At 37.9% G+C, this 25,707-nt stretch carries 26 protein-coding genes; 15 read left to right on the forward strand and 11 right to left on the reverse strand.

The features are described 5' to 3' along the window. The gene (locus ACRXC1_RS03025; RefSeq protein ID WP_433656393.1) at positions 1 to 252 is read left to right on the forward strand and encodes a hypothetical protein; all 252 of its coding nucleotides are present in this window, start codon (positions 1 to 3) and stop codon (positions 250 to 252) included. Here the strand turns inward: ACRXC1_RS03025 and pheA are convergent. The 6 genes from pheA to ACRXC1_RS03055 all read right to left on the reverse strand — a co-directional run bounded on the left by pheA (position 249) and on the right by ACRXC1_RS03055 (position 5,292). Further along, positions 249 to 1,070 (reverse strand): prephenate dehydratase, encoded by an 822-nt coding sequence (gene pheA / locus ACRXC1_RS03030; protein WP_433656395.1) that lies wholly within the window; start codon positions 1,068 to 1,070, stop codon positions 249 to 251. The two genes, ACRXC1_RS03025 and pheA, sit on opposite strands and share 4 nt — an antisense overlap. A 14-nt stretch (positions 1,071 to 1,084) precedes the next feature. Then, the gene (locus ACRXC1_RS03035) at positions 1,085 to 1,816 is read right to left on the reverse strand and encodes a prephenate dehydrogenase/arogenate dehydrogenase family protein (RefSeq protein WP_433656397.1); all 732 of its coding nucleotides are present in this window, start codon (positions 1,814 to 1,816) and stop codon (positions 1,085 to 1,087) included. After that, complete coding sequence (locus ACRXC1_RS03040; RefSeq protein ID WP_433656399.1) at positions 1,816 to 2,973, reverse strand: pyridoxal phosphate-dependent aminotransferase; 1,158 nt, start codon at positions 2,971 to 2,973, stop codon at positions 1,816 to 1,818. Before ACRXC1_RS03040 ends, ACRXC1_RS03035 begins: the two co-directional genes overlap by 1 nt. Positions 2,974 to 2,992: 19 nt before the next feature. After that, positions 2,993 to 4,084 carry a chorismate mutase gene (locus tag ACRXC1_RS03045; RefSeq protein ID WP_392912296.1) on the reverse strand — a complete coding sequence of 364 codons (1,092 nt, stop codon included), beginning with the start codon at positions 4,082 to 4,084 and terminating at the stop codon, positions 2,993 to 2,995. A 205-nt stretch (positions 4,085 to 4,289) separates the two neighbouring features. Further along, positions 4,290 to 4,727 (reverse strand): 6-carboxytetrahydropterin synthase, encoded by a 438-nt coding sequence (locus ACRXC1_RS03050; protein ID WP_392857154.1) that lies wholly within the window; start codon positions 4,725 to 4,727, stop codon positions 4,290 to 4,292. 76 nt (positions 4,728 to 4,803) lie between these two features. Continuing rightward, positions 4,804 to 5,292, reverse strand: a complete 489-nt coding sequence (locus ACRXC1_RS03055; protein ID WP_433656402.1) for a hypothetical protein — start codon at positions 5,290 to 5,292, stop codon at positions 4,804 to 4,806. Between the two features lie 102 nt (positions 5,293 to 5,394). On the opposite strand from ACRXC1_RS03055, the gene ACRXC1_RS03060 reads away from it, so the two are divergent. The 5 genes from ACRXC1_RS03060 (at position 5,395) to ACRXC1_RS03080 (ending at position 10,265) form a co-directional block, all read left to right on the forward strand. Further along, positions 5,395 to 7,734, forward strand: coding sequence for a DNA polymerase II (locus ACRXC1_RS03060; protein WP_433656404.1), 2,340 nt, complete (start codon positions 5,395 to 5,397; stop codon positions 7,732 to 7,734). Next, positions 7,731 to 8,027, forward strand: a complete 297-nt coding sequence (locus tag ACRXC1_RS03065) for a hypothetical protein (protein WP_392912306.1) — start codon at positions 7,731 to 7,733, stop codon at positions 8,025 to 8,027. Before ACRXC1_RS03060 ends, ACRXC1_RS03065 begins: the two co-directional genes overlap by 4 nt. An 81-nt stretch (positions 8,028 to 8,108) precedes the next feature. Continuing rightward, positions 8,109 to 8,333, forward strand: coding sequence for a YggT family protein (locus ACRXC1_RS03070; RefSeq protein ID WP_392857147.1), 225 nt, complete (start codon positions 8,109 to 8,111; stop codon positions 8,331 to 8,333). 82 nt (positions 8,334 to 8,415) lie between these two features. Continuing rightward, positions 8,416 to 9,252, forward strand: coding sequence for a hypothetical protein (locus tag ACRXC1_RS03075; protein ID WP_433656406.1), 837 nt, complete (start codon positions 8,416 to 8,418; stop codon positions 9,250 to 9,252). A 155-nt stretch (positions 9,253 to 9,407) separates the two neighbouring features. Continuing rightward, positions 9,408 to 10,265, forward strand: coding sequence for an FtsB family cell division protein (locus ACRXC1_RS03080; protein ID WP_433656408.1), 858 nt, complete (start codon positions 9,408 to 9,410; stop codon positions 10,263 to 10,265). On the opposite strand, the gene ACRXC1_RS03085 is transcribed toward ACRXC1_RS03080, so the two are convergent. Beyond that, positions 10,210 to 10,734, reverse strand: coding sequence for a DUF192 domain-containing protein (locus tag ACRXC1_RS03085; RefSeq protein ID WP_392912311.1), 525 nt, complete (start codon positions 10,732 to 10,734; stop codon positions 10,210 to 10,212). The genes ACRXC1_RS03080 and ACRXC1_RS03085 overlap by 56 nt on opposite strands. Positions 10,735 to 10,764: 30 nt before the next feature. Between ACRXC1_RS03085 and aspS the strand changes: the two genes are divergently transcribed. The 4 genes from aspS to ACRXC1_RS03105 all read left to right on the forward strand — a co-directional run bounded on the left by aspS (position 10,765) and on the right by ACRXC1_RS03105 (position 16,054). Further along, a complete protein-coding gene (gene aspS / locus ACRXC1_RS03090) occupies positions 10,765 to 12,555 on the forward strand; it encodes an aspartate--tRNA ligase (protein WP_433656410.1) in 1,791 nt (596 codons plus the stop codon). Positions 12,556 to 12,604: 49 nt separating this feature from the next. Continuing rightward, entirely contained in the window at positions 12,605 to 14,065 is a 1,461-nt protein-coding gene (locus ACRXC1_RS03095) for an SLC13 family permease (RefSeq protein ID WP_433656412.1), read from the forward strand. A gap of 78 nt (positions 14,066 to 14,143) precedes the next feature. After that, positions 14,144 to 15,634 (forward strand): hypothetical protein, encoded by a 1,491-nt coding sequence (locus ACRXC1_RS03100; protein ID WP_433656414.1) that lies wholly within the window; start codon positions 14,144 to 14,146, stop codon positions 15,632 to 15,634. Positions 15,635 to 15,679: 45 nt separating this feature from the next. Next, complete coding sequence (locus ACRXC1_RS03105; protein WP_433656416.1) at positions 15,680 to 16,054, forward strand: hypothetical protein; 375 nt, start codon at positions 15,680 to 15,682, stop codon at positions 16,052 to 16,054. 17 nt (positions 16,055 to 16,071) lie between these two features. On the opposite strand, the gene ACRXC1_RS03110 is transcribed toward ACRXC1_RS03105, so the two are convergent. Further along, positions 16,072 to 16,665, reverse strand: a complete 594-nt coding sequence (locus ACRXC1_RS03110) for an RDD family protein (protein ID WP_433656418.1) — start codon at positions 16,663 to 16,665, stop codon at positions 16,072 to 16,074. Positions 16,666 to 16,736: 71 nt separating this feature from the next. Continuing rightward, positions 16,737 to 19,430 (reverse strand): DNA mismatch repair protein MutS, encoded by a 2,694-nt coding sequence (mutS, locus tag ACRXC1_RS03115; protein WP_392911203.1) that lies wholly within the window; start codon positions 19,428 to 19,430, stop codon positions 16,737 to 16,739. A gap of 115 nt (positions 19,431 to 19,545) precedes the next feature. On the opposite strand from mutS, the gene ACRXC1_RS03120 reads away from it, so the two are divergent. The 5 genes from ACRXC1_RS03120 to ACRXC1_RS03140 all read left to right on the forward strand — a co-directional run bounded on the left by ACRXC1_RS03120 (position 19,546) and on the right by ACRXC1_RS03140 (position 24,128). After that, positions 19,546 to 20,532, forward strand: a complete 987-nt coding sequence (locus tag ACRXC1_RS03120; RefSeq protein WP_433656420.1) for an LptA/OstA family protein — start codon at positions 19,546 to 19,548, stop codon at positions 20,530 to 20,532. Between the two features lie 7 nt (positions 20,533 to 20,539). Beyond that, on the forward strand, positions 20,540 to 21,274 hold the full coding sequence (gene lptB / locus ACRXC1_RS03125; RefSeq protein WP_392911207.1) for an LPS export ABC transporter ATP-binding protein: 735 nt from the start codon (positions 20,540 to 20,542) through the stop codon (positions 21,272 to 21,274). Positions 21,275 to 21,325: 51 nt separating this feature from the next. After that, positions 21,326 to 22,777: an RNA polymerase factor sigma-54 gene (gene rpoN, locus ACRXC1_RS03130; RefSeq protein WP_433656423.1), complete on the forward strand. Its 1,452-nt coding sequence runs from the start codon at positions 21,326 to 21,328 to the stop codon at positions 22,775 to 22,777. Positions 22,778 to 22,846: 69 nt separating this feature from the next. Beyond that, positions 22,847 to 23,212: a ribosome hibernation-promoting factor, HPF/YfiA family gene (hpf, locus tag ACRXC1_RS03135; protein WP_021266419.1), complete on the forward strand. Its 366-nt coding sequence runs from the start codon at positions 22,847 to 22,849 to the stop codon at positions 23,210 to 23,212. Between the two features lie 115 nt (positions 23,213 to 23,327). Then, complete coding sequence (locus tag ACRXC1_RS03140; protein WP_433656425.1) at positions 23,328 to 24,128, forward strand: DUF2608 domain-containing protein; 801 nt, start codon at positions 23,328 to 23,330, stop codon at positions 24,126 to 24,128. 36 nt (positions 24,129 to 24,164) lie between these two features. On the opposite strand, the gene ACRXC1_RS03145 is transcribed toward ACRXC1_RS03140, so the two are convergent. Together ACRXC1_RS03145 and ACRXC1_RS03150 are read right to left on the reverse strand one after the other, a co-directional pair. Then, on the reverse strand, positions 24,165 to 24,725 hold the full coding sequence (locus tag ACRXC1_RS03145) for a hypothetical protein (protein WP_433656427.1): 561 nt from the start codon (positions 24,723 to 24,725) through the stop codon (positions 24,165 to 24,167). A gap of 80 nt (positions 24,726 to 24,805) precedes the next feature. Then, the gene (locus ACRXC1_RS03150; protein ID WP_392911213.1) at positions 24,806 to 25,633 is read right to left on the reverse strand and encodes a mechanosensitive ion channel domain-containing protein; all 828 of its coding nucleotides are present in this window, start codon (positions 25,631 to 25,633) and stop codon (positions 24,806 to 24,808) included. Positions 25,634 to 25,707: the final 74 nt, after the last annotated feature.

The following is a 25,707-nucleotide window of genomic DNA, read 5'->3' on the forward strand; positions in this document are numbered from 1 at the left end:
ATGAGCAATATAAAGGATGAAATTAAAAAGAAAGTGTGGAGAGATATTAAGGATGGTGACATTACTAGAGAAGAAGTAGTCAATGAGGTTGCTGAAGTAACAAAAGAAACTGAAGATAAAGTCGGGAAAAAGTTAGATGATTTAATTGATGATAAAGAACTTGAAGAAGCTGGTCCTGAGAAGAATATTTATCCTTCACAAAAGGAATTTGAGAAAGTTTTAGAGAGAATGATGCAAAGTAGAAAAAACTAAAACTTGCCAGCAGGATAACTTCCAAGGATCTTAATATCGTTGGCATCGCGCTTTAATTCTTTAAGGCATTCTTGCACTTTTTCATTGTGAAGCGCACCCATGAAATCAACATAGAAGATATACTTAAATGGTTGGTGTGGAATAGGGCGCGACTCAAGCTTTGTTAAGTTGATGCTATAATCAGCAAAGACTTGTAGGCAGCCTAGAAGTGCTCCAGGGTGGTGCTTTGTTGTGAAGGCGATACTTGTTTTCTCTTTGCCAATTCCTGTTGGAATATTTTTTTCTTTAACGAAAATAAGGAAACGAGTGAAGTTATCGGCTTCATCCTGAATCTTTTCTTGAATGATATTGAGTCCGTAATAGTCTGCACATAGGCGAGAACCAACACAGGCTTCATTACTGGATTTTGACTCAGAGATGATTTTGGCAGAACCAGCAGTATCAAATTCTGCAACTGGTTTGAGGCTTTCTTTTTTAAAGAAGCCGTGGCATTGGGCCAAGGCAATCGGGTGCGAGTAGACGGCCTTGATATCCGCTACATCAACACCCTGATTGGCCATAAGGCAATGGTTAATTTCTAGGTAGAGTTCGCCAATGGCAAAGAAGTCATGTTTAAAAATTAAATCCATATTGATATCGACGTTTCCGACGATGCTATTTTCGATAGGTAAGATGGCACAAGCGACTTCCTCATTTTCAAGGGCGCTACATACGTCTTCACTTAGGGCGATTCCTACAGCTTCAACGTCTTTTCCAAAGTATTTATAGAGGGCCTCTTCTGAGTAAGAACCTTTGGTTCCTTGAAATGCGACTTTCATGCCTTTATTTTTGATCAATCTTCAAGCCTTTTAATTACTTTGTTAAATGATTCGAGAAAGTCTTCACGGGTTTGCTTGGCATATTGATTATGCTCATTCATATCCGCGAATAATTCCCATGAATCATTTTCGACAGTTTTGAGAATTTTTAAAAGTCTACGGTAACCTTTGGTGTCGATCGGAAGTTTTTTCGCATCCATATTCATTAGCGTTCTTCCAATCATGTGAGTGAGTAGAAGAGAATGTGAGATTTGTTTGTCGTGTTCGGCTGCGGTTGTTTCAATAACCTTAATTCCATGAAAGCGCATAAAGGCACAAATCTTTTGATAGTACTTGTCTTCAATGCGAACAGGACAAACAGCTATTTTAGTTCCAAATAATGTTTCTCCAGCTGAGTCTGGCCCAAACATTGGGTGAGTGGCAAGAATACTAACTGTTTCTGGCAGATGCTTCTTCATTGCAGCAACTGGCATCTCTTTGACGGAACAGACGTCAACAACGAGAGCATCTTTAGATAGCAGTGGTGCGATCTCTTCTATAACAGATTCAAATTTATTCATTGGAACAAATGGAATGACGATTGGATTTTTACAAACTTCTTTGAGAGTTTTGAAGTGGCAACCCATGGCCTCAACTTCTGATTTTACGCTTTCATTAATATCATAAATTTCAACTGTAAAATCTTCTTCTAGGTATTTTGAAATTAACTTCCCTAAACGTCCGAACCCAATAATTCCAACTTTCATTAACAAAGAACCTTTTTTATATTTTCGTAAGCTTGTTCAATTCGTTCTACTGAATCAGTAAATGCCAGGCGGATATAATCGTCTTGTCCAAAGAACTTTCCTGGAACAAGGGCAACTCCAGCTTCTTCAATTAGCTTTTGCACCATCTCAACTGAGTCTTTAACTATTCCTTTCTCAATAAATGGTTTGATATCAAGGAAAAGGTAGAAGGCACCCTGAGGTTGAGTTACTTTAAAGATTTGTGAGAATAATTCATAAGCACGTTTCTTACGTGCCGTCATTGTCTCTAGCATATCGCCAATAATTTCATCACTATGTTCAATGGCATTGATGGCACCATATTGTGTAAAGGGTGGAATATTGCCACATAGATGGCCTTGAAAACTATCAACTTTCTTAATGAACTCTTCCTTTGCAATCATGTATCCGACGCGAAAGCCTGTCATACAAAATGACTTTGAAAAACTTTGAATCGAAATTGATCGATCGGCGATTTCTTTTCCTAGCATAAGAGGTGAGACGAACTCACAGTCATAGGTAAGGGATTCATAAGCTTCATCGCTAACGATAATCAAATCGTGTGCAATGGCCATTTCACCAAGCTTTGTTAGCTCTTGTCTTGTGTAAACAGCTCCAGATGGATTATTTGGAGTGTTAATATAGATTGCTTTTGTCTTTGATGTAATTGCATTTTTTATTGCATCAAGATCTAGGTGGAAATCTTCTTTAGAGTTAACAAAGACTGACTTACCTCCAGCAAGTTTGATGCTTTCTGGAATTGTGACCCAGTATGGAATTGGGACGATAACTTCATCTCCTTCATCTAGAATCGACTGAAATGAGTTGAAGATAATTTGTTTTGAACCATTTCCAACGAGGATATTCTGAGGAGTAATTTGAGTTTTACAACGATGATTAAAGTAGCTTGCAATAGCTTGCCTTAGTTCAGGCTCACCACTTACAGAAGAGTACTTGGTTTTCCCTTTCTTAAGGGCCTCATAGATGGCCTCTAGAATGCTTTCTTTGGGGAGGAAGTCTGGTTCACCGATATTAAGACCAATAATATCCTTTCCTTGACTTCTAAGGTTTGTAATTTGTGCCGAAATCTGGATACTTCCAGACGGAGCAATTCCTTCCACTCTTTCAGATACTTTCATAAGTTCATTATATCACTTTTTATAATTCTTTTTTAAAATCATTCATCATACGAGTTTGTTCTCTAACTGATTCAGTGTGAATTGCATGGTAAAGCTCTTCAACAAATCGACGATCAAGGGAAAGCTTTTCTCCCTTAGCAATACGATCATTCATTAGAGCGTCCATTCTTCCTACTTGAAGTGGAGTTACATTGTTTGCACTTTTTAGCGCTCCAATTTGTTTAACGATATTCATACGCATATGCATAAATTCGAGAATATCATTATCAATTTGATCGATTTTATTTCTAAGTTTGTTTAACTCATCTTCAAATCCGTCATTATGTCCAATGGCATCTCTAACTTGTAGGTGAGTGATGATATCGTGTAGCATTTTTGGTGTTACCTGTTGAGCGGCATCACTTAGTGCTTTGTCTGGAGTGATGTGAGTTTCAACCATCACACCATCCATATTCATATCCATGGCCTTCTGACAAACCTCTCCAATGAGGTTTCTGTTACCAGCAATATGAGAAGGGTCACAGATAATTGGAAGATCTGGCATTAATCTTTTAAGTTCAATTGGAATGGCCCAGTATGGTTTGTTTCTGTACTTTGTTTTTTCCGCACTTGAGAAACCTCTGTGGATTGCAGCAAGTTTATCAAGGCCCACGTTTGAGAATCTTTCAATAGCACCCATCCAAAGAGCAAGGTCTAGGTTGATTGGATTCTTTACCATAACTGGAATGTCGACACCTTTGAGGGCCTCAGCGATTTCTTGAACAGCAAATGGTGAAACTGTCGTACGTGCACCAATCCAGAGGATATCCACATTGTGCTTAAGGGCTAATTCAACGTGTGAAGCATTTGCAACTTCTGTTGTAATAGGAATATTAAAATCTTTTCTAACTTGTTCCATCCAAGGAAGGCCAACTAGTCCGACACCTTCAAATGTATTAGGGCGAGTTCTTGGCTTCCAGATACCTGCACGAAATGCGTCTACTTTGCCATTTTCAACTAGCTCTTTTGCAATTTGATATACTTGCTCTTCACTTTCTGCTGAACACGGTCCAGCGATAACAAGAGGCTTTTCATCAATTTTAATCCAAGAGTTTAGTGGCGCTATTTTCATGTGACATCCTTTTAGGCTTTCTTTTTGGTCAAGTATTAAGATAAATTTATATTACTCAATACGATACTATTCAAGTCTTTAACTCATCGAAATTGACTTAAATTTTCTTAATTTATTCAGTGTTTATTTGATGTAAATGGAATTATTTGCTTAGGGAAAGTTATGGGCCAAAATATCGCTAAGTATATCAGGCCCACTATAAGAATTATGGAATATAAATTGCTGAGTTCTTTTCGTTCTCTTTTACTTCAAGACGAGAAATCCATACGCGACCGTCAGTTTTCTTCTTAATCAGTTCAGACATTTTTTCGTAAACGAATTCTGCTGTTCCTTCCATTCCTGCATTCGGAAGAACTCGAAGTTGAACGACACCTGCTTCATCAAGTTTTTTAAACTCATCCATAAATGGATCATCTTGTGATGCAAGGAAAGTGTGATCGAACATATCATCAAGCCAAGCCTTTACATCTTTAAGATCACCAAAGTCCATAACCCACATTTCTTTTGTTAATTCAGAACATTCAAATTCAAAGTGAAATGAGCGAGAGTATCCGTGAACGAAGCGACAGTGTGAATCTGCTTTCCATTGACGGTGTGTACATGGGAAACCATAGAAGTGTTTTGTTGATTTAAAAGTGGCCATAATTATCTCCGTTTAAGTACCTACACACTAGCATAGATCGGGTAATCATGGCCACATGATCTAGTCCCAGAAGGGACTATAACTTGATAGTTTTGATATCTTCATTAAGTTCTTTGGTAGCTTTTTTGGTAAAGATGAGGGTAGGGGAATACTTGAAAGCTACACCCAGAACAATAAGAGTTTGGATAATGAAGATATTGCGATTAATATCCTGTCCTCCTTCTGCTGCCACGAAGTTTCCAGCTGAGGGAAACCATCTTAGGGCAATAAAGTAAATCGCAACTGGTAAGAGCATATTCACTAGGCCATTGTAGACTCTCTCTTTTGAGTTCTTAGGGGGATTTAAGAACTCATTTAAAAGTGCGAATCCTAAGGACAGTAGTGAAAGTGCTGTAAATACCACGGTCATTACGGGGTTTTGGAAAACTTGAATGGATAAGAGTGCCAAGACACCAAAGAACATATAGCTTAGTAAGCGATACTTCTTGCCCTTGTCATCCTTTTCCGAAAAGAAATCCACTAAAAAAACTAAATTGAATACTGTGAATACGATTGTTATTGTCATGCCCTGCATATCGGGGCTTTTGCCAATGTCTAAACTTAAGAAAATGCTAAAAAAGGCTAAATCCTCTTTAACATATTGCTCTAAATAAGCTACGCTCTGTCCATGACGAATATCATAAGCACGCAGGGTTTTATCATTCACGATCAAGTTATTGATCAGGCCAATCATATGGAACTTATCTTTTGGATTAAAACACCAGAAGATGTTGTTAAAGTTATTATTTCAAATGAGCGTCCTCTCTTTTTTATTGAAAGTGATGCCAATTTAAATATTAGCTTTCAGGGAGAAAGAAAGAAGCTAAACCTTAAGGCCTTTAATGGCAGAAGCTTAGATGGTATTTATTTTAATCGTCATAAAGATCTCATGGATACAAGAGAGCACTTTCATAAAAATGGGATTCGTACCTACGAAAGTGATGTCAGACCAAATGAGCGCTTCTTGATGGAGAGATTCATTAATGGTGAAGTTCTTATTCAAGGACAAGCTCAAGTGATGGGGAAGATGCGAGTCTTTCATAACCCACAAATGAAGGCCTTAGGCATTCATGAATCAGCACAAAAACCAACACCTAACTTTAATATTATGTCCTTAGATATTGAAACGAGTATGGGAAATGACCTCTACTCAATTGCAATTCATCAAATAGGTGATCGCGATATTAAAAAAGTTTATATGGTTGATGAAAGTGGCCAGTACTCAAATGATGAGTTAACAACTTTCTATCGTAGTGAAAAAGAATTAATGATTTCATTCATTAACGATTTTCCTAATTATGATCCAGACTTTATTGTGGGCTGGCACGTTATTGGTTTTGACCTAAAGTTCTTAGAACGCAAGTGCCAACAATTTGGTCTTAAATTCAACCTTGGGCGCGATGGTTCTCAAGTTCGTTTGAGAGAAAGGAAGGGCGCCGGTTGGTTTTCAACAATTGCTGGTCGCCAAGTCATCGATGGGCCTCCAACTTTAAGGTCCGCATTCTATCAATTTGAAAACTTCAAACTCGATACTGTTGCGGCCGCTGTTCTTGGTGCCAATAAAGATATTACAGAAACGGGAATGGATAAGGTTGAAGAAATCACAAGACGCTTCTTAGAAGAGAAGCACGCTCTTGCTAAGTATAATATTCTCGACTGTACTCTCGTTCTTGATATTTATAAGAAGCTAGAAATTATTGATCACCTTTATCGTCGCGTACAACTTAGTGGGATGCTTATTGATCGTCTCTCTGGCTCAACACGGGCCTTTGATCATATCTATTTACCACGTCTTCACCGCAAGGGTTTCATTGCAGGAAATACCTTAGATATTGATAAAGAAAGTGCATCACTTGGTGGACTCGTTATTGAAGGAACCAAAGGATTACATGAAAACGTTGTGGTTCTAGACTTTAAGTCTCTGTATCCAACGATTATAAAAACTTTTAAGATTGATCCTCTGTCTCGTTTAAAAGGTGATGTTAATTCAACAATTCTTAAAAATGGTGTTGCCTTTTCTAAGACAGAGCATATTCTTCCTGAGCAAATTGACTTTCTTTTAAAGCAAAGAGAAATTGCAAAGACGAGACAAGATAAGAACTTATCACAGGCCGTAAAGATTTTAATGAATTCATTTTACGGAGTGATGGGATCAGGTGGTTGCCGCTTTTATCATGCTGACCTTGCAACCTCAATAACTTCAACAGGGCAGTGGCTTTTAAATGAGTCCATGAATTATGCTCGCTCTCTTGGTTATGAAGTTGTTTATGGAGATACGGATTCTGTCTTTATAAAACTAAAGTTCTTAGAGGTTTCTCAAAAAGATAAAGCTGCTACTGAACTTGCCAGAAAGATTACAACGCATTTAAGTGAACTTATTGAAAGAGATTATGATCTCGAGTCACATCTTGAGATGGAGTATGAAAAGTGTTTTAAGAAACTTTTTATTCCTGAGTCTCGTAGTTCTGAGATGGGTGCAAAGAAGCGCTATGCCGGAATTTTTGATAATGGTGAATTATATTTTTCTGGAATGGAATTTGTTCGCTCTGATTGGACGAAGGCCGCAAAGAGTTTTCAATACGAAATTTATAAGCGATTCTTTAATGCTGAATCTTTAAATGAATATATTAAGAATTATGTAAATGATCTTAAAAACGGCCTATTTGATAAAGAATTGATTTATTCAAAGAGGTTATCAAAAGATATCAGTGAGTACACAAAGACAAACCCTCCTCATGTGAAGGCCGCAAGGTTGCTACAAGAAAAGGAGCCTAATAAGAATATCAGGAAAATCGACTACTTAATAACAATGCATGGGCCAGTTCCACTGGACTTTTCACCGAAAGATATCGATTATCAACACTATATTGACAAACAACTGTCTCCAGTGGCAACTGATGTGCTAAAATTTATGGGTATCTCCTTTGACGATATTGTCATGGGTTCACAAATGAGTTTATTTGAATGAGCGAGCAACAAGAAGTAATACATTCTAGAAAAAGCTATAAGAAGAATTGGGCCTTTATGGGTTCTGTGTTCCTTATTATGGCCATCATCTACGTTTTCTTTAAACGAGATCTCTACTTATATGTTTGTGAGCAAGAGAATAACGCCCCGGCCTGTTTCTTATTATCTGATATTTATCAGGATGACGGGGAGCATGCAAAGGCACAAAAGTATCTTGAGCTATCTTGTCAGAATAAATATGAAATCGCTTGTAATAAGCTAGGCAAGGTACTTCCGGCCACTATCGTGAAATAGCGTCACTTTTATTTCCTTACCATCGCTTGAACTTTTTTCGCTTCTTATATATTCTATTGAGCAGTTCAAAGGGGTTCTATTTTGATTCGAACATTAATTGATATTTATATTTTTATTCTCATCATTGATGTGATTATTTCTTATATTCCTCAATATAAGTCACATCCAATTTGTATCAGAATTAAGCAACTCTCAGACTACACATGTGGGCCAGTTCGCCGCATGTTACCTGAAATGGATATTCCATTTGATATCTCTCCGATGATTGTCATTTTATTTTTAAAGATTTTCGTCGCAGTTTTTTAGTTTCTTTGTAATTTCAAATTCTTGCCAATACGTATCAAAAGTTATTAAACTATAATCATATGTATTGCCTATGGAGGGGTTAGTGCACAACGAGTTTGATTTTCTTACACAAGAGACTTTTAACCTAAATACACAAGATACTTTTTTGGCCGATGAAGATTTTCGAAATGAATTTCTTTTTGGCTCAGATAGTTTAGAGTCTGAATCAGAGTCGAGAGCAGAATATCCACAAACTTCTGGCTTCGTATACAATATCGTTAAGAGTAGCTCGACATTTTCTATTCGCGGTGTGATCTCGGACAATATTAGCGAAACATTCGAGATGGCCAAGTCTGGTGATCTGACAACGCTGAAGTCACTGAGAATCGATGAGAGTGAAGTGGCAGCAACTCTCTACTATGAAATTTCAGATCTAGATCTTGCTCAAGTCATTTACGATCAAATTTTTAATAAGCGCTTTCCTCTTGAAGAAGACTTAATCTGCAATATCTCTGACCCTGGCTTTAGCTGGTGGTATCAAAGAAGTGATGATGCGATTCGAATTAATTTCAAAAGTCATAAGCTTGAAGGCAGTGGAGAAAGACTGAAATTAGGACCAATTGGCGATGTTTGTATTGCAAGTATCCTATTTACACGTCTAGAAAAGGCCATTGAAGAGAAGATGAATCTTTTAGAATTTAGCATCTCCGAAAAGCATTTTATTATTAAACCAAAAGATCGTTTTCACCGAGTTTTTGAAGAATTGTCACTTATTTTTGAAGAAGGAGAGCTTGATAATGATGCTCAAATTCTTAAAGGGCTAGACGATACTTTAAAATTATATCTAATAGAGTTGGCCACAATCAGAAAATTTTGGCTTCATATTGAAGCTTTAAATACAAATTTTGATTATTCAACAACTCAGAATCTTCTGTCTTAATCGTTAATAAAGCGGCCAGAATGCCTTTGTGCGCTTTGTCACGATAAGTTTTCCGTGAGAAAACTACTTGTGTGAAATTTTGAAACGCATTAAAATATTGATATTGGGAAAAAAAGTATTCATGAGGAATACTTCGCAAAAAACAGGATGTAAGTTTGCAGTTTTCACTAGGAAGAAATCGTGGACCTTCTGCGTCAGGGTCTGCATCGAAGACTAATAGTAGTTCAGAGCAAAATTCAAGAAGTGCAGCAATGCAAAAGGCGATTGAGAGAAATCGTGCAAAGATGGCATCAAGAGGTACTTCTAGACCGATGGGAACTCCTCCTCCGACTCCTGGTGCATCAGCAACTGCTCGTCCAAGACCAAGGCCGATGTCCGCTCCATCTCGTGATGAGGGAGAGTCTAGTGAATCGGGATCATCTGTTTTAGCAAAACTTCGTGCCCAACGCGCTCAACGAGAGGCAAGTTCAGCACCAAAGCCACCTGCTACGCCAACGCCTAGTGCTTCGGCAAGTGGGGCCCCTACAAGAAAACCAATCACTCAAGCTGATAATATTGAAATGTCTTCTCCACTCAGGAAGAAGGCGACTGCTCCGGCAGCAGTTAACTATGCTGATCAAACTCCTGCCAAAGCAATAACTAAGGCCAAAGCGGCCGTTAGTGCAAAGAGAAAAGTTAAGTCTAAATCAAAAAAGAAAGGTGAGCTGACACACTGGGGTGTGAAACTTTGCTGGGGATTTTGCTTATTTCTACTTGGGCGTTTAGTTTTTTCTCAAGGTGGCGTTATTGAGTACTTTGATAAGAAGTCGACACTTGATCAGGCATACCATGAAGTTACTCTGCTAAAAGCGGAGAATGATGGGCTGATGAAAGAGCTTGATCTTATTAGAAATAATCACCGTTACAAGAAGAAGCTTGTACGAGATCATCTTGGGTATATTGCTCGTGATGAGTATCTTATTTTATTCCCAGAGACTTCTGAAACTTCAGGTCAAGGGCTTTCTTCCATCTAAGTTGGGAGCCCTTAGTAATTCCATACTTCTTTGCCATGCCGGCATGTAATTCTAAAACAAATTGACCTTGATAAACCTTTGTCGTTGGAATCTTTTGCGGCTCATTACGACTTGGGTAGTGAGGTAGTGTTTCAATCGCTACAACTTTAAAATTCTTATCTAAAAAAATAATATCGAGATCAAAGTGAGTATCAGGCATCCAAAACTTTAGAGGCATCTCTTTTGGGTAGACAAAGACAAGACCTTCATCTTTTTTCATTCTATTGGCCTTAAGTCCACTTAGGCCTTGTTGTTTCTCTTCTTCTGACACTGCCCATGAAATATTTATCTCACTATTCTTTGGTGTTAGCAGGGTTTTCTCAGACCACTTCTTATTAATGAATTGGGCATGGGTATGTGTGCCTAGCGTTAATGTCAGAAAGACAAAAAATGTACTGAGAATATGTGAAGAATTTGTTATAAATTTCATACCAAAAAACTATATATCAAGAGGATTAGCATGTCACAGATTAAGGGTTTGATGAGAACTCACAATTTAGGAGAATTAAGGGCCGAGCATATCGGAAATGAAGTAACACTATGCGGTTGGGTAAATAAGAACCGTGACCTTGGTGGTCTAACATTTATCGATTTACGAGATAAGTTTGGTGTAACTCAACTTAACTTCACAAATTTCAAGGGCGACGCTGATCTTCTTAAAAAATGCCACCTTGAATCAGTAATCAAAGTAGTTGGGACTGTTGCAGGACGTCCTGAAGAAGCACTAAATAAAAATATGCCAACAGGTGAAGTTGAAGTTCATGTAACAGACCTTCAAGTTCTATCTGAATGTGATATTAACAATATTCCATTTCTTCCGTACGGTGCTACGGAAGCAACAGAAGATAATAAACTTAAGTATCGCTACCTAGATCTTAGAACAAAGAAGCTTCAAGATATTTTAAAGCTTCGTTCTAAAATCACGCTAGACGTAAGAAATACAATGAGTGCAAATGACTTCATCGAAGTTGAGACGCCAATTCTTTATAAGTCGACACCTGAAGGTGCTCGTGACTATGTTGTTCCATCTCGTGTTCACCCAGGTCACGTTTACGCGCTTCCACAGTCGCCGCAAACTCTTAAGCAGCTTCTTATGATTGGTGGAACTGATAAGTACTTCCAAATCTGTAAGTGTTTTCGTGACGAGGACTTAAGAGCTGATCGTCAGCCTGAATTTACTCAAATCGATATTGAAGTTTCGTTCGCTACTGAAGAGTATATGAAAAACCTTGCTACAGATCTTATGAGAAATATTTTTGAGCTTGGTGCTGACTTTGAAATTCCAGTGATGAATTATAACGATGCCATGAGAGACTATGGTTCAGATAAGCCAGATGTTCGTTTTGGTTTAAAGCACCATGTTGTTTCAGAAATCTTCAAAGATACTGACTTTGGAGTTTTCAAATCAGCTATCGAAAATGGTGGCATGGTTAAGACGATGTTCGTACCAGCTACGATGGGAACTTTCTCTCGCAAGATCCTTGATGGATTTGTTGATGTAGTTAAGCCATTTGGTGGAAAGGGTGTGGCCTTCTTTAAAGTTGAAGAGGGGAAAGCATCTGGTGGTATTTCAAAATTCATCACAGATGAAGTTCTAGCTTCGCTATCAAGTCTTTCTGATCTAGATGGTGATGCTGCAAATGGAACATGGCTTTTCTTCGCTGATAAGGAAGAAATCGTTCACGACAGTGCAGATGCTCTTCGTCGTCACCTTGGACGTGAACTTGGTCTTATTAAAGACGGTTATGCATTCCTATGGGTAAATGACTTCCCATGTTTTGAAACAGATGAAGAAAGGTTCTATGCAAAACACCACCCATTTACTTCTCCAAAGATTAGTGAAATGGATAAATTCATGAATGAAGAAGTAAATGTTAATAATAAAACTCTTCGTGATCTACCTGCTCAAGCATATGACCTTGTTTGTAATGGTTACGAGCTTGGTGGTGGATCAATCAGAATTCACAATGGTGCAGTTCAAGAAAGAATGTTTGAAGTTCTTGGAATGAGTGAAGAAGAAGTTTCTAGTCAATTTGGATTCTTCGTAAATGCTCTTAAGTATGGAACTCCTCCACACGGTGGAATCGCGCTAGGACTTGACCGTATCACAATGGTTAAGGCCGGAACTGACAATATCCGTGACGTTATCGCTTTCCCAAAAACAACGACAGCAAGTGATATGATGTCGAATGCACCATCAGTTCCTGCAAAAGAGCAGACTGATGAACTACACTTTGGTTTCTTAAAATAATCGCATAAGGCCCTCGTTATAAGAGGGCCTATTTTCGGAATATTGATCTATGTTTAAAAGCTTATACCGTGAATTCTTACATGAGTGGAAACATAGTTCGACAATGTCGGTGGTTTTTCAATTTCTAGGAATCCTCGCATTCTTCTTCGTCTATACTTCAAATTTACAACTCGAAAGTAATGCAAAAACATTTTTAGCAATATTTTCTTATGTTGTCATTCAATGGCTTCTATCAAGTACTCCATTATTTATTTCAGGAATGATGGGAGTTGCTCTGACTGTTCTTTTTGGTGTTATCTCTTTTGAAGAAGCTTTCAGCAGTTTTAGCTCTCAGATTATTTTCCTCTTTATGGGGGGATTTCTTTTGGCGCGTGCTATGGAGAAGCTTGGTCTAGATCGAAAGTTATCCGTGACAATTTTGAATTCTCGATTTATTGATGGAGACTTTAATCGTACTATTGCCGTCGTTATTGGCGTCACTTGTGTATTTTCAATGTGGGTTTCAAACTCCGCGACAACTGCCATGATGTTACCAATTAGTTTTGGGCTTTTAAAATCTTTTAAAGTTAAAGAGGGGACAACTAAGCAGTATTTCTTATTAATAGTTGCCTACGCTGCTTCAGTTGGTGGAATGGCAACTCCAATTGGCTCTCCTCCAAACCTCATCACGATGGGGCTTCTCGAGCAACATACAAATCAGGTCTTAACATTTTGGGATTGGTGTAAGTACGGATTTCCGCTGACAATCTTCTTTTCACTCATCTTATACTTCTATGCAAAGAGAAATATTACTGAAGAGATCAAGAAGGTAGATAAAAATGATCTCATGATGAGCCTAGGTAAGAATAATAAAATTACTAATAACGAAATTCGTTTAATGGTCATCTTTGCATTTACTATCTTCTTTTGGTTTGCACCTAGCTTATGCTCACTCTTATTAGGCAAGGAGCATTTCATCTCAGTATACGTCCAAAAATACTTAACGGCCGGAATGGTTGCTATTATAGCTGCTTGTACATTATTTATGACACCACTCTATAGTCGTACTAAATTATTGGATCAAGATGATATTAAGACGATTGATTGGGGAACACTATTACTCTTCGCTTCAGGTCTTTCTCTAGGTACAACTCTTTTTAAAACTGGAATTGCCGATTTTGTGGCGAATAATCTGATCAGCATTTTTAGCAGTTGGAGTTTTGCGACACTTCTTGTTCTTGTTGTTGGAATTTCTATCTTGCTAACTGAGCTTGTAAGTAATACTGCGGCGGCCAATGTTCTCGTTCCTATTTTGATTGCAGCGGCTACACAAGCTAATTACTCTAGTATTACGGCAGCCTTTGTCGTGGCGTTTAGTTGTAATATGGCCTTTATGCTTCCAGTTGCCACGCCTCCAAATGCTATTGTGTACGGGACAGGTTTAGTTCCTATGAATCGCATGATTAGTTTTGGGGTTATTCTCAATCTGGTGGCCTTTATTACGTTGGCCCTCATTGTGACATTTTCTTAGTATTGGTTGATTTTTCCTAATTTTATTTAGTTTCATGATTATATAAACGTACTAATTGCACCTACCGAATAGTAGAGCATGAAAGTACTAAAAATCGCTACATTATCACTTTGTTCATTTTTTACCTTTGCCTTTGATGACAAGCTTGAGGAGTTTGCCGAAATGGATGCATGTATTGAATGTGTCATGATCCAAGAACAGAATCAAAATATGAACTCTTCTGGGGGAGGCTATCCAAGTATGGGAATGGGCATGTGGGGCAGCTTTTCAAATTATGGTGTTAATCTGGAGATGCCAGATGAAAAAGCGATTGCATCTGCATTTGCAAAAAACCAACTACAGAATCATGTATCCCAGTCAGCTAATGATACAGTTGACTTAGAAAGTTATTTCGCAAGTGTTGATCCAAAGAATGAGTTAAGTCGTAGTGAGCGTGAGAAAATTGTAACTGAAATTATAAGTAATTCCACGGCTCCATACTATGAATATAATATAGAAACAAATACTGGTTTCTATAAAGTAAATCCTGCTATTGAACGTCTCATTCGCTCAAGTCAGGCTTATGGTTATAATGTTGATAATGAGTCATTTAAAGACCTAGAGTTAGCAAAGGCCTATATTACTTATGAAGGTGATGTGGATGGATTAATTAGTTATCTTAAAGATAACTATAATGGAGCTAAGCTTGCAAAGGCAGCAAATCAATATACTAGTTATGTAGGTTTGGATGCCAATGGGAACCTTTCAGATGGCTATTACAAATTATTAAAGCTATCTCTAGAATCTGGGGGACTTGATGATACAAAGGTTATGCAATTAATTAGACAAGAGATTGTATCAAGATCACTTGGATGGAAACCATCTCCAATTTCTGATTTAATATCAAAGCATATTGATGTAGCAGAGTCTTATCGAAATGGGTTAGGAGATAATCTGGCATGTGAATTTGCTAAAGGAGTTTATCTCAACACTGATCATATGAAAGAAACTATTAGTTCGACATATCCAGCAATGGCCACTTCTGGTAATATGTTTGGCTCTTATGAGCAGCAGGCCATGATGGGAGATATCAAAAGCTCGGCGATTTTTAATAATATGAATAACCTTCTTCATTACCAGGCCCTAGGTGGAAGTATTGATACGGTTTGTGCTGATGGTATGTACCCAAGGGATTATCTCGAAGTTGCTCATAGAGAAGGGCTTCTTGATAATTTTGCTAAAGAGGAGCTCATCTCTCTTGGACTTGTACAGGATGATTGTTACAAAGATGTTTCTCGCCTTGATTTAGCGAAGTTATGTGATGCTGCTTCCATTGCATATATTCTTGAAAGACAGACCAGACGAAATCTTAAAATGTCTGAGCGTACAGAAAATTCAAATGTTAAACATAATTATATCGAGGGGAGAAATGGTTGTAGTATTTCTGTTCTGGATAATATTGTGAGAAAAGGTGGGAAGACTGTTGATCGTGAAGTTGAAGTTCTCTTAAATAGTGATGAAGTAATTTTAAGAACCAAGAGTATGGAAAAGTTAAAGGCCAGTATTAATAGCCTTTACGGAGACCAGTAAGATCTTTGTTGCACGAAATCATAGGGGCAGATAAAATAGAATATTATGGCCCTTAGTTTAGAAAAAACTTTTATTAAAACGACAAAGAATAAGATAAAGAATCGTATTGAAAATTCTGATGAATCATTACTTGAGATTATTCTCGATCACAAAGAGGAGCGTTCTCGTCGTACCCAGAAAGGTGAGCATAAGGCCTGTGTGAAAAGACCATGGGACTCAAGTGATAGCTCTCAGCGTGATCTCTTTAATGGTAAGAGCGAAGGTTATAACAAGTCTAAGGTCGCAAACAAAACAGTCATGAAGCCGTATCAAAAAGAAAATGAGGGGAATCGCTCAAGTAAGTCTGTGAGCTGTGACGAAAAACTAAAGTCACGAGTTCTTAGTCGTGCTAGCGAAATCTTCGCCAACCTTGATCTTTAGGGGCGCTCCTAACCGGGCTAACCGAATAGGCTGATTTGTTCGACTTCTTCGAGAGGTTCAGCTTCAGCTTGGATTACAGCAAGTGCATAAGCGAACTCTTCAGTGCTGATTACATGAGTTTGTGAGATGAAATCTTGAACACCTTTTTGATCGTGTCTTAAGAAATTGATCACAAGAGGCAAGAAGAAAAGAAGGTTAGCGAAAACATAACCAATTGAACGGCCAAAGCAATCAAGAGCGCTAAGTGGTTCAGTTACAGCGTGTGACCTCACAACTTTTAGCTTGAAGAATGCCTTTCCTAAGGTCTGTCCATTTCCTAAGTAATAAGAAAAGAAGAAATAGCTAAAGAACATGATGGCAAGTGATAGCTGAGTCGTTTGGCTTTGAAAGGCCATCGATGAAACTTTTGGTGAAGTTGAAATATTTGAAATGAAATTATTTACAAAAGATAGCCAAATAAAAGTTAGGGCCTTATTTGCGAATACAACAATGTAGATATCTAGGATGAAAGCATAGAATCTCTTTCTAAGACGGTCTTGTCGAACCTTCTTAGCTGCTTTGCTTTTTTTATAGTAGTCGTAAATTTCAGATAGCTTATTATTCGTGCTCATACAGTATTTATCGGTATGAACAGGGGAGATTAAAAAAAAGGCGCTTAAGAAAGCGCCCTTGGAAATTATTTCTAGTTTAAAGTAATTTGATCAACTAATTCATTTAGCTTATTTAAGGCCTGAATCGGAGTTAAGTTGTTGATATCAACTTTTGATAAGTGATCTTCAACTTGTTTTAAGTACTCAGGTATTTCTGCAGGTGTTTGCACACTGAAGAAGTCTAATTGTTCGCTATGGTCACTATCAAGTAACGCTTGAGATACGCTTGATTCTTTTTCCATGCTTTTAAGAATTGATTGTGAACGTTTAAGAACAGTTGGAGGTAGCCCTGCAAGTTTGGCAACGTAAATACCAAATGATTGTGAAGCGGCTTGCTCAACAAGGCGATATAGGAATTTTACATTTCCTCTGTGGTTCTGTGTTTCTACTGTCAGGTTCTTTGCCTGAGGATAGCGATCCGCTAAATCAATTAACTCATGGTAGTGAGTGGCAAAGAGACAAAGTGCTTTTGTGTTTTCAATAAAGTGCTCAACTAGTGCCCATGCGATTGAGAGGCCATCATAAGTTGAAGTTCCACGACCAACTTCATCAAGAATGATAAGAGATTTATCGGTAGCATGTCTTAAGATCTCAGCTGTTTCGGCCATCTCAACCATGAAAGTCGATTGACCCTTCAAGATATCATCACTTGCACCAAGACGACTAAATAGGAAGTCACAAATACTGACTCTGGCATTTTCAGCAGGTACGTATGAGCCAATTTGAGTAAGAAGTTGAATGATGGCAATTTCACGCATAACTGTTGTCTTACCGGCCATGTTGGGACCCGTGATCAGACCAAAGTATGTTTCATCATTAAGCTTTAGATCGTGTGGAATAAACTGATCCTTAATGGCCGCTTTAATTAGCGGGTGCCATGCACCTCGAATATCCATGTCACGAGACTTATCTGAAATTGTTGGTCTTGAGAATTCTTCGTTACGAGCAATCCAAGCTAGGGATTGAAGAGTATCTGTTGCCGATAAGATATTTGCTAGTGTTTGAATGGCCAGGCTAAGGTTTGTAATTTGCTTAATAAGACCTTTAAAGATTTCTCTTTCAAGTTTTTCAAGCTTTTCACGAGCAACGACAACTTCTTTTTCAAATTGAGTTAGCTCTTCAGTAGCATACCTTTCAGAGTTTACTAGAGTTTGCCTGCGAATAAAGTTTTCTGGAACCTTATCAGTATGAGTTTTTGAAACTTCAATAAAGTAGCCAGCGACGTTATTCGATTTGATACGAAGCTTTTGAATCCCTGTTTCCTCTCGGTAGCGATTCTCAAGTTCGACTAGGGCCTGGGCCGTATTTTGTGACATCTTTGCAAGATGATCACGAGTTTCGTTTGCACCTTCTTTGATTAAATTTCCTTTATCAAGGTTGGCACCAATTTCGTCATTGATAGTCTTTTTTATTTCATCACGTAGAGAGAATAGCTTTTTCTTTGCGTCTTCTTCTAGGTCTGTAAAAACATCTGTCGGAAGTTTATGAAGTGAGTTTATTAACTCTTCAAAAACATCAACGGCACTTGCAATATTAAGAAGGTCTCCAGCATTGGCGCGATTTGTTGCGGCCTTTGCTAAGATTCTTTCAAGGTCTCGAACATTATTAAGTGCTTCACGAGTGTCTTGTAAAAGATCATCATTCTTTAAAAAGAACTCAATTGTATCGAGACGATTTTTAATTTCTTTCTTATCTGTTAATGGACTTGTGAAAACTGTTTTAAGTTTTCTTGATCCCATTGAAGTTTTTGTCTTGTCCATGAATCCAAGAAGTGAGTCCTTGTATGTTTCACGTGACTTTGGAAGAATCTCAAGTCCTGTAAGAGTTGGGATTGTTACTTTCATAGCACCTGTGCGATCTGAAAGACTGAAGGCGTGAAGGTGAGTGAACTCTTCGTGGTTTTGTGTTGAACAAATATAATAAGAAAGCGCACCAATTGGACTAAGAACTGTTTCATTCTCTTTTAATAGTTGATCACGTTTATATGTTGGAATTAGTTTCTCAAGATAAACACTTGAATACTTTTCATCAAAATACTCTTTAGAAAGGTGAGTAACTAGTGTTCCATTGTGCTCATTAAGAGTTGTCACACTTTCGTATTTGTCCCACTGGCCTAAGTAAGTAATGAACTCTTTAGGGTGAAGAACACGAATCTTTTCAATAAAGTCTTCGAAGCTATCTAGGATAAAACCTTTGAAAAACCCTGTTGTGAAATCAATGGCAACGATTTCAAAACGTCCATTTACTTCATTACACGCGATAATGAATTGGTCTTCTTTTGAGTCGGTCTTATCAAGATCGTATGGCATCCCCGGAGAGACAACCTGAGTTACCGCTCTTTTAACAATACCTTTTGCTTCTTTTGGATTTTCAACTTGTTCGCAAATTGCAACCTTCAGGCCCTCGCTAGAGAAGCGATCAATATAAGTCGCGGCCGCGTGATGAGGAATCCCTGCCATTGGAATTTTGTGTTCACCAAGCTTTCCTCTGTGAGTGAGAGCAATATTTAAAATCTTTGAAGCGTTAATGGCATCTTCAAAGAAAACTTCGTAAAAGTCGCCCATGCGAAACATCAGCATGTGGTGACGATACTGAACTTTTATCTCGTGATATTGGGTCATCATTGGTGTAAGCTTAACGCCTTCGGCAACGATTTTTTCAATCTCTAAAGTCATGTTATTGATTCCCTTAAGTGTTGTGTATTCTTGAGCGATTAACTCTACCAAATGCGCCACCAATGGAAAAGACTTCAATACTTACAATTGGCATGACGCACTTATTTGTCGTAAAATAGAAGGACGTAAATAGCTGATTATTTACATAAACTGAAGGAAGCTCTTTTTGCTAAGCGTTGGACAACGTCTGTCAATTTGGTTATTTCTCATTGGCATCGTCTCATCTACATTTTTTGGTCTCTTTACTCGTTACGAAGAAGATGAATTCGACCAGTCGATGACAGATCTTTTGAACCAAGATATCTACTCGTATTTTAAGAATGTGAAATACTTTAAAATGACAGACAAAGATGCGCGCTACCATTTGGAGGCCGCAGAGGTTTCACAAAACTTAACAACAGACGTGCTAATCCTTACAGAACCAAATGGTGTTCTTATCAATGATCACCAAGCAGATCCAATGTACTACGATGCTTATACTGGTGTTTTAAATGCAAAAGAAAAGTACCTTTCTCTAAGAGGGAAGGTCGTTCTTAGAAATCGTAATATGAGCATCAAGTCTGAGAGCATGAATTATTCTGATAACTCTCAAATCGTAAATTTTCGCGGCAAGGCCCAGTCAATTTCAAAAGACTTTGACTCTGCTTATGAAGTTGCAGTTAATGCAGATGAGCTAAGCTATAACCTTGTGTCTGAGATTGGTACTTACGATGGAAATGTTGAGGGAAGGGTGCAGAGAGTGAGGGCCTATGAGGACTCAGTGAAGTTTTTTGCAGACTCAATTGTTGTTGATAAGAGCAATCGCAATGCCAATATGAGTGGAAATGTAAAATTTCAGAAATCTCAACTACTTGCAAGTGCCCGAAATGGCGAAATCTATCTAGATAACTACAATAAAAAACTCAAGTATTATGCACTTTATGACGATGTGGTCATTGAGGAAACTGTTTCTCCTAAGGGACAAGTTCCTTTTAAAAGAAAGGCTTTCAGTGAGAGGCTTGAAGGGTATATGGCAGAGGATAAAATCGTTCTGCTTGGCCTTCCAAGGGTTTATCAAAAGAAAGACGTTTTAAAAGGAAACACAATTGTTCTTAGGCGTGACATCGAGACCATAGAAGTTGATGATGCTAATACGAACTTTAAAATAAGGTAATAGCAGCATGGTTGAAGAAATCGCACAATTATCAGCTCATGGTTTAAAGAAAGTCTACGGCGGCAGAGAAGTCGTTAAAGGCGTAAGCATCGATGTTAAGCAAGGAGAAGTTGTAGGACTACTCGGCCCAAACGGTGCTGGTAAGACAACATCGTTTTATATGATGGTAGGGCTGGTTAAGGCAGATGAAGGAAAGATTGATTTATCTGGCGAAGACTTAACTGAAGAGCCAATTCATATTAGGGCATTAAAGGGTGTCGGCTATCTTCCGCAAGAGGCCAGCATCTTTAGAGATTTAACGGTTGAGGCCAATATCTTTTCGGTTCTAGAAAACCGAGACTTACCAAGGGCCAAGAAGAAGACACTTCTTGATAACTTGATAGCAGATTTTGGACTTGGACATATTAGAAAATCTCTTGGTTCAGCTCTTTCCGGTGGTGAAAGAAGAAGAGTTGAGATTGCACGAACACTGGCCCTAGAGCCTAAGTTTGTTCTTCTCGATGAGCCTTTTGCTGGAGTTGACCCATTAGCAGTTAATGACATTCAAAATGTTATTAACAGCCTAAAGAGAAGGAATATCGGTGTACTGATCACCGACCACAACGTAAGGGAAACATTAGGAGTAGTTGATCGAGCGTTTATTATGAGTAGTGGAGAATTACTTGTAAGTGGGACACCGGATGAAATTGTAAACAATGAAAGAGCAAGGAAGTTCTATCTTGGTGAAGAATTTAGAATGTAGCTAGACCTAAGCAAATAAGCTGGTCTGGTTACTAAGAAATAAGGAACCAATATGGCCACAAAACTTTCGCAGAATCTCAGTCAAACTCAACAGCTCGTGATGACGCCGCAGCTTCAGCAGGCGATTAAACTACTGACATTAAGCCATTTAGAAATGACAGATGTTATCGCTAAGGAGATGGTGGAAAACCCAATGCTGGAAGAGTTTTCACCAGGTGAAAGTGATTACAAACTCGATAAATTAGAAAGTCAAACAAAAGAAGCCAAGGCCGATGATTTTAAAGAAGAGGCCATGATGAGTAGTGGCGACGATATTGATTGGCAAAAGTATGTCGATAGTTATAACTCGACTACTTATGAGCCAAATATGGCCGCTCCATCTCTGAGTCCTGATGATATGCCTAATTACGAAAATATGGTTTCCAAGGGAGAGTCCCTTGCGGAACATCTCGAGTGGCAGCTTCGTATGGAAGCTTTCAGTGATATTGAAATTGATTTTGCCATTGAGATCATTGGAAATATTAATGATGATGGTTATCTTTCATGTCCATTTGATGAACTAATCGAAAAAACAAAATTGGAGCGTGAGCACTGTCTTGATATTTTAGAAGTTGTTCAACGCCTCGATCCTGTTGGATGTGGTGCTCAAGACCTTGTTGACTGTCTTTTAGCGCAAGCAAGAATTGCAGAAGAGCGTTCACCGCTGTTAGAAAAGCTAATTCGTTTCCATTTAACGAACCTAAAGAATAGAGACTTTAAAAAGATCATTGCCGATACGGGTGTGTCTGAAGAGCAGATCATTGAAACAGCAAAACTACTTCATAATTTTCATCCAAAGCCAGGTCGCCTTGTTGGTGGTGGAGATACTCACTATGTAACTCCTGATGTTTTTGTTGTTGAAGTTGGAGGAGAGTTCGTTGTTCAGGTTAATGACGACGGTGTACCAAGATTAAGAATTTCTAAAATGTATCAGGATATGCTTAATCAAGCAGAATCCCTTAAAAATAAAGAAGCTAAAGAATTCGTAGAAGAAAAACTTAAGTCGGCTTTATGGCTAATAAAGTCTATAAATAAGAGACAGCGAACAATTGATCTTGTGGCAAAATCAATTGTGAAAAAGCAGCAGCAATTTTTTAAGAAGGGACCGAAATTTTTAAAGCCGATGGTTCTTAAAGATGTTGCTAATGAGCTGGGAGTTCACGAGTCCACAGTTTCTCGTGCTACTTCAAATAAGTATATGCACACACCAATTGGCCTGTTTGAATTAAAGTATTTTTTCAATGCAGGAATTGGTGGAGACAAAGGTGGAATCGACGTTGCAGGTGAAGTTCTTAAACTAAAAATTAAAGAACTTATCGACAATGAAAATGAGAAGAAGCCTTTATCGGATCAGAAGATTGCCGACCTTTTGAGCCAAGAAGATGTGAAAGTTGCGAGACGTACAGTCGCTAAGTATAGAGAAATGCTTGGGATTTTGTCGTCATCAAAAAGAAAAGTAAAATAGCTCGATATTTTGGAGAAACTGCCGATAGGTTTATCCAAGATACTATACACATAGAGGAGAACGTATTTTATGAAAGTAACAGTAAGTTTTAGACACCTTGAGCATACGCCAGCACTTGATGAGAGAATCCAAGAGAAATCAGCTAAAATTGCCAAGTACCTTGATGGAAATCTTCATCTGAAATGGAGTTGCGAAGTAAGGGATGGTCGCGAGCATTACGCTGAGGTCGAAGTAATTGGACCTAAGTTTGACTATCATGCAAAAGCTCACTCTGATAGCCTATATAAGACCATTGATCTTGTTGTTGCTAAGATTGAAAAGCAGGTACAGAAGAAGAAAGAGAAAATGCTTAATAAGAAGAAGATGCCACATAAAGACATGGAAATCCTCGATCCAAATGATGCGTGGATGGACTATGACGATATGGCGTCTTAATCACTTAATATAAACATACTTTCTGTATATAAAGTCACGTAAAGCCTTCCGTAAGGGAAGGCTTTTATTTTGCCTCCGATACTGGTATGCTTGCTGGTCAAGAAAAGGAGACAAGATGAAGTTATTTATTTCAATTCTGATCACATTCAGTGCACTTTCATATCAAGAGATCTCTTCCCATACGAATTTCTACAAGAAGATAGTTGAGTATACGAAGAAGAATAAACTTAAAACAAGCGATGTCCTTGTTGTTTACGATATTGATAACACTCTTCTAAGATTCAAAACGAGTTTTGGGAGTGACCAATGGTATGGTTGGCAGAATGATCAAATAAAGAAAGGCTGTCCTGTTCACTGTATTGCTAAGTCAGTTAGTGGACTCTTAGATTATTCTTATAAAGCAACTTTTATTTCTGACATGATTCTAGTTGAAAAAGAAATTCCAAGACTAATTGAAAAGCTACAAGAGTCTGGCTACGGCGTTGCTTCAATTACTTCAAGAGGCCCTGTTAATTATCCAGCAACAATTCGCGAGCTTAATAAGAGTGGTATTGATTTAAAGAAGGCCAATGCTCCAAGACTTCCATTTATTACGAAGCTCTACGGGAGAGAAGTTCGTTATGCGGATGGTGTTTTTATGACATCTGGCCTAAATAAAGGGAAGATGCTGACTCACTTAATTAATCGCCCAGGACTTGATAAGAAGTATAAAGCAGTATTCTTCTTAGATGATCGTCTAAAACACATGAAGACAATGGATAAAGAATATAAGAATAATAAGGCCAATAAGCTTCCGGTATTTGCTTATCGTTTAACGACGACAGATGCCATTGTGAAAGAGTTCAATGAGTCAGATAAGAAACTTGAGATTCGCATTGGTGAAGAGTTTAAAGAATTAATTAAAAATCTTAATTAAAATATAAAAGCCTTCGTAATGAAGGCTTTTTTTTTCTTAATATGATGTCGTCGTACAGACAGTATTCATTCCATAAGTTGTACAAGTTGTTCTACCCGTACGATTTGTTCTAAAGCTACCGTCCCAACTATCTTGTTCATGTTGTCTCACTGAAAAATAAGCTGACAGCGATGCTCTTTCTTGCTCTGAAAGATAAATACTTTCGCCATTTTCGATGGCATTTGAAAGCTCTCCAAAGTCAACTCCTGCATCTTCTCTTATTGTAAGCATACGCTTACTAAGTTTTACAGGGTAGCGCTTAAGCTCCCAATTATCTTTGATATATTTCTTTGAGGCTTTCTTGTATCTTTTTCCATCAGAAGACTTGATTGAAAAGAAGCCAAATTTGAAAATGACACCCTTTTCATTTCTCATTGTATTGTTTGTTTGGTGCCAGTACTTAAGGCCGTCGCTACCGATAATAAGCCCTTGGTCTTCATCAAAATACGAACCTGCTTGATCAAAAGGGGCCAGCTCTGTAGGAGGAGCTGCTGTGGCCTTAATACAAGTAAATGAAATAGTTACAAATAGTAACAATCTTAAGATATTCTTCGACATAATTTCTCCCTACTGAAATTGTAGAAGATAAATATCTTGTATTGAAATAGACTGTCTAGAGACAGTTTGACACCAGATACTTACTTATAGAATTCACGTAAGAAATCTTTAAGAATTTTCTGTTCCACGGAACCTTTTGTCCTTGCTGGAGCAGTAATTCGCACATTTAGCTCGATTTCGTCTTTACTTGTAAAATTGATTTGGACACGAGGCTTAAGAATTGGTGTCTCAAGGTGTGACTTCGTAAAGAGTTTATTTAGTACGACCTGCGCCTGTTCAAAGTACTCCGAACAATAGAACTCTGATCTTTCAAGTAAGATTTTTTCCGCCTTTTCCCAGTCACAATCAGGAGAAAGGATTACTTTGAATGTATGGAGTACGAAACTCTTTAGAAAGGATTCATTGGTCACTCGATTCGTTAAAAAGATCGAATTCGGAATGATAATCGAGCGTCCTGTGTAATTATGGGATGTCTTATTTGGCCCTACTTCCAAAAGTGTCGTTGTGAAAAGATCGCGATCAATAACACTTCCACGCTTTTCTTCGATTTCAATGGTATCTCCAATAATAAATCCGCCTGAGAATGTTTTATAAATACCGCCCATGATATTCAGTGATAACTCTTTAGTAATTAGAACGATAGCAACCATTAGCGCCGCAAGAGAGAAGGCGAGGTTTCTTAGCTCCGTTGAATAGATATAGAGGGTAATAAAAACGAAGATAATCGTTAATGAAATATTTGTATTAACGACGTAGCGTCTTTTGGTTTCAATATTAATACTACTTGTCTTCTTTAAAATGAAAGAAAAGATATGATTTGTTAAATAAAACAAAATCAGCACAAATATAACATATACCGATTTCTTAATATCACCCTGTGTGTCGACGAATATATTATCTAAAGTCATAGCGAAATTATAAGGCCAAATAGCTGATTTCCAAACGATTAAATGCGTTAAAAATGTCGAATATTAAAGACAGA

The organism is Halobacteriovorax sp. GFR8 (assembly GCF_050955245.1).
Classification (GTDB): Bacteria; Bdellovibrionota; Bacteriovoracia; order Bacteriovoracales; family Bacteriovoracaceae; genus Halobacteriovorax_A.

Bases quoted from the DNA above. Each gene is read 5' to 3' on its own strand.
- ACRXC1_RS03025 (WP_433656393.1), top strand. From the start codon at position 1: ATGAGCAATATAAAGGATGAAATTAAAAAGAAAGTGTGGAGAGATATT.
- pheA (WP_433656395.1), bottom strand. From the start codon at position 1,070: ATGAAAGTCGCATTTCAAGGAACCAAAGGTTCTTACTCAGAAGAGGCC.
- ACRXC1_RS03035 (WP_433656397.1), bottom strand. From the start codon at position 1,816: ATGAAAGTTGGAATTATTGGGTTCGGACGTTTAGGGAAGTTAATTTCA.
- ACRXC1_RS03040 (WP_433656399.1), bottom strand. From the start codon at position 2,973: ATGAAAGTATCTGAAAGAGTGGAAGGAATTGCTCCGTCTGGAAGTATC.
- ACRXC1_RS03045 (WP_392912296.1), bottom strand. From the start codon at position 4,084: ATGAAAATAGCGCCACTAAACTCTTGGATTAAAATTGATGAAAAGCCT.
- ACRXC1_RS03050 (WP_392857154.1), bottom strand. From the start codon at position 4,727: ATGGCCACTTTTAAATCAACAAAACACTTCTATGGTTTCCCATGTACA.
- ACRXC1_RS03055 (WP_433656402.1), bottom strand. From the start codon at position 5,292: ATGACAATAACAATCGTATTCACAGTATTCAATTTAGTTTTTTTAGTG.
- ACRXC1_RS03060 (WP_433656404.1), top strand. From the start codon at position 5,395: ATGACGAATATCATAAGCACGCAGGGTTTTATCATTCACGATCAAGTT.
- ACRXC1_RS03065 (WP_392912306.1), top strand. From the start codon at position 7,731: ATGAGCGAGCAACAAGAAGTAATACATTCTAGAAAAAGCTATAAGAAG.
- ACRXC1_RS03085 (WP_392912311.1), bottom strand. From the start codon at position 10,734: ATGAAATTTATAACAAATTCTTCACATATTCTCAGTACATTTTTTGTC.
- aspS (WP_433656410.1), top strand. From the start codon at position 10,765: ATGTCACAGATTAAGGGTTTGATGAGAACTCACAATTTAGGAGAATTA.
- ACRXC1_RS03095 (WP_433656412.1), top strand. From the start codon at position 12,605: ATGTTTAAAAGCTTATACCGTGAATTCTTACATGAGTGGAAACATAGT.
- ACRXC1_RS03100 (WP_433656414.1), top strand. From the start codon at position 14,144: ATGAAAGTACTAAAAATCGCTACATTATCACTTTGTTCATTTTTTACC.
- ACRXC1_RS03105 (WP_433656416.1), top strand. From the start codon at position 15,680: ATGGCCCTTAGTTTAGAAAAAACTTTTATTAAAACGACAAAGAATAAG.
- ACRXC1_RS03110 (WP_433656418.1), bottom strand. From the start codon at position 16,665: ATGAGCACGAATAATAAGCTATCTGAAATTTACGACTACTATAAAAAA.
- lptB (WP_392911207.1), top strand. From the start codon at position 20,540: ATGGTTGAAGAAATCGCACAATTATCAGCTCATGGTTTAAAGAAAGTC.
- rpoN (WP_433656423.1), top strand. From the start codon at position 21,326: ATGGCCACAAAACTTTCGCAGAATCTCAGTCAAACTCAACAGCTCGTG.
- hpf (WP_021266419.1), top strand. From the start codon at position 22,847: ATGAAAGTAACAGTAAGTTTTAGACACCTTGAGCATACGCCAGCACTT.
- ACRXC1_RS03140 (WP_433656425.1), top strand. From the start codon at position 23,328: ATGAAGTTATTTATTTCAATTCTGATCACATTCAGTGCACTTTCATAT.
- ACRXC1_RS03145 (WP_433656427.1), bottom strand. From the start codon at position 24,725: ATGTCGAAGAATATCTTAAGATTGTTACTATTTGTAACTATTTCATTT.
- ACRXC1_RS03150 (WP_392911213.1), bottom strand. From the start codon at position 25,633: ATGACTTTAGATAATATATTCGTCGACACACAGGGTGATATTAAGAAA.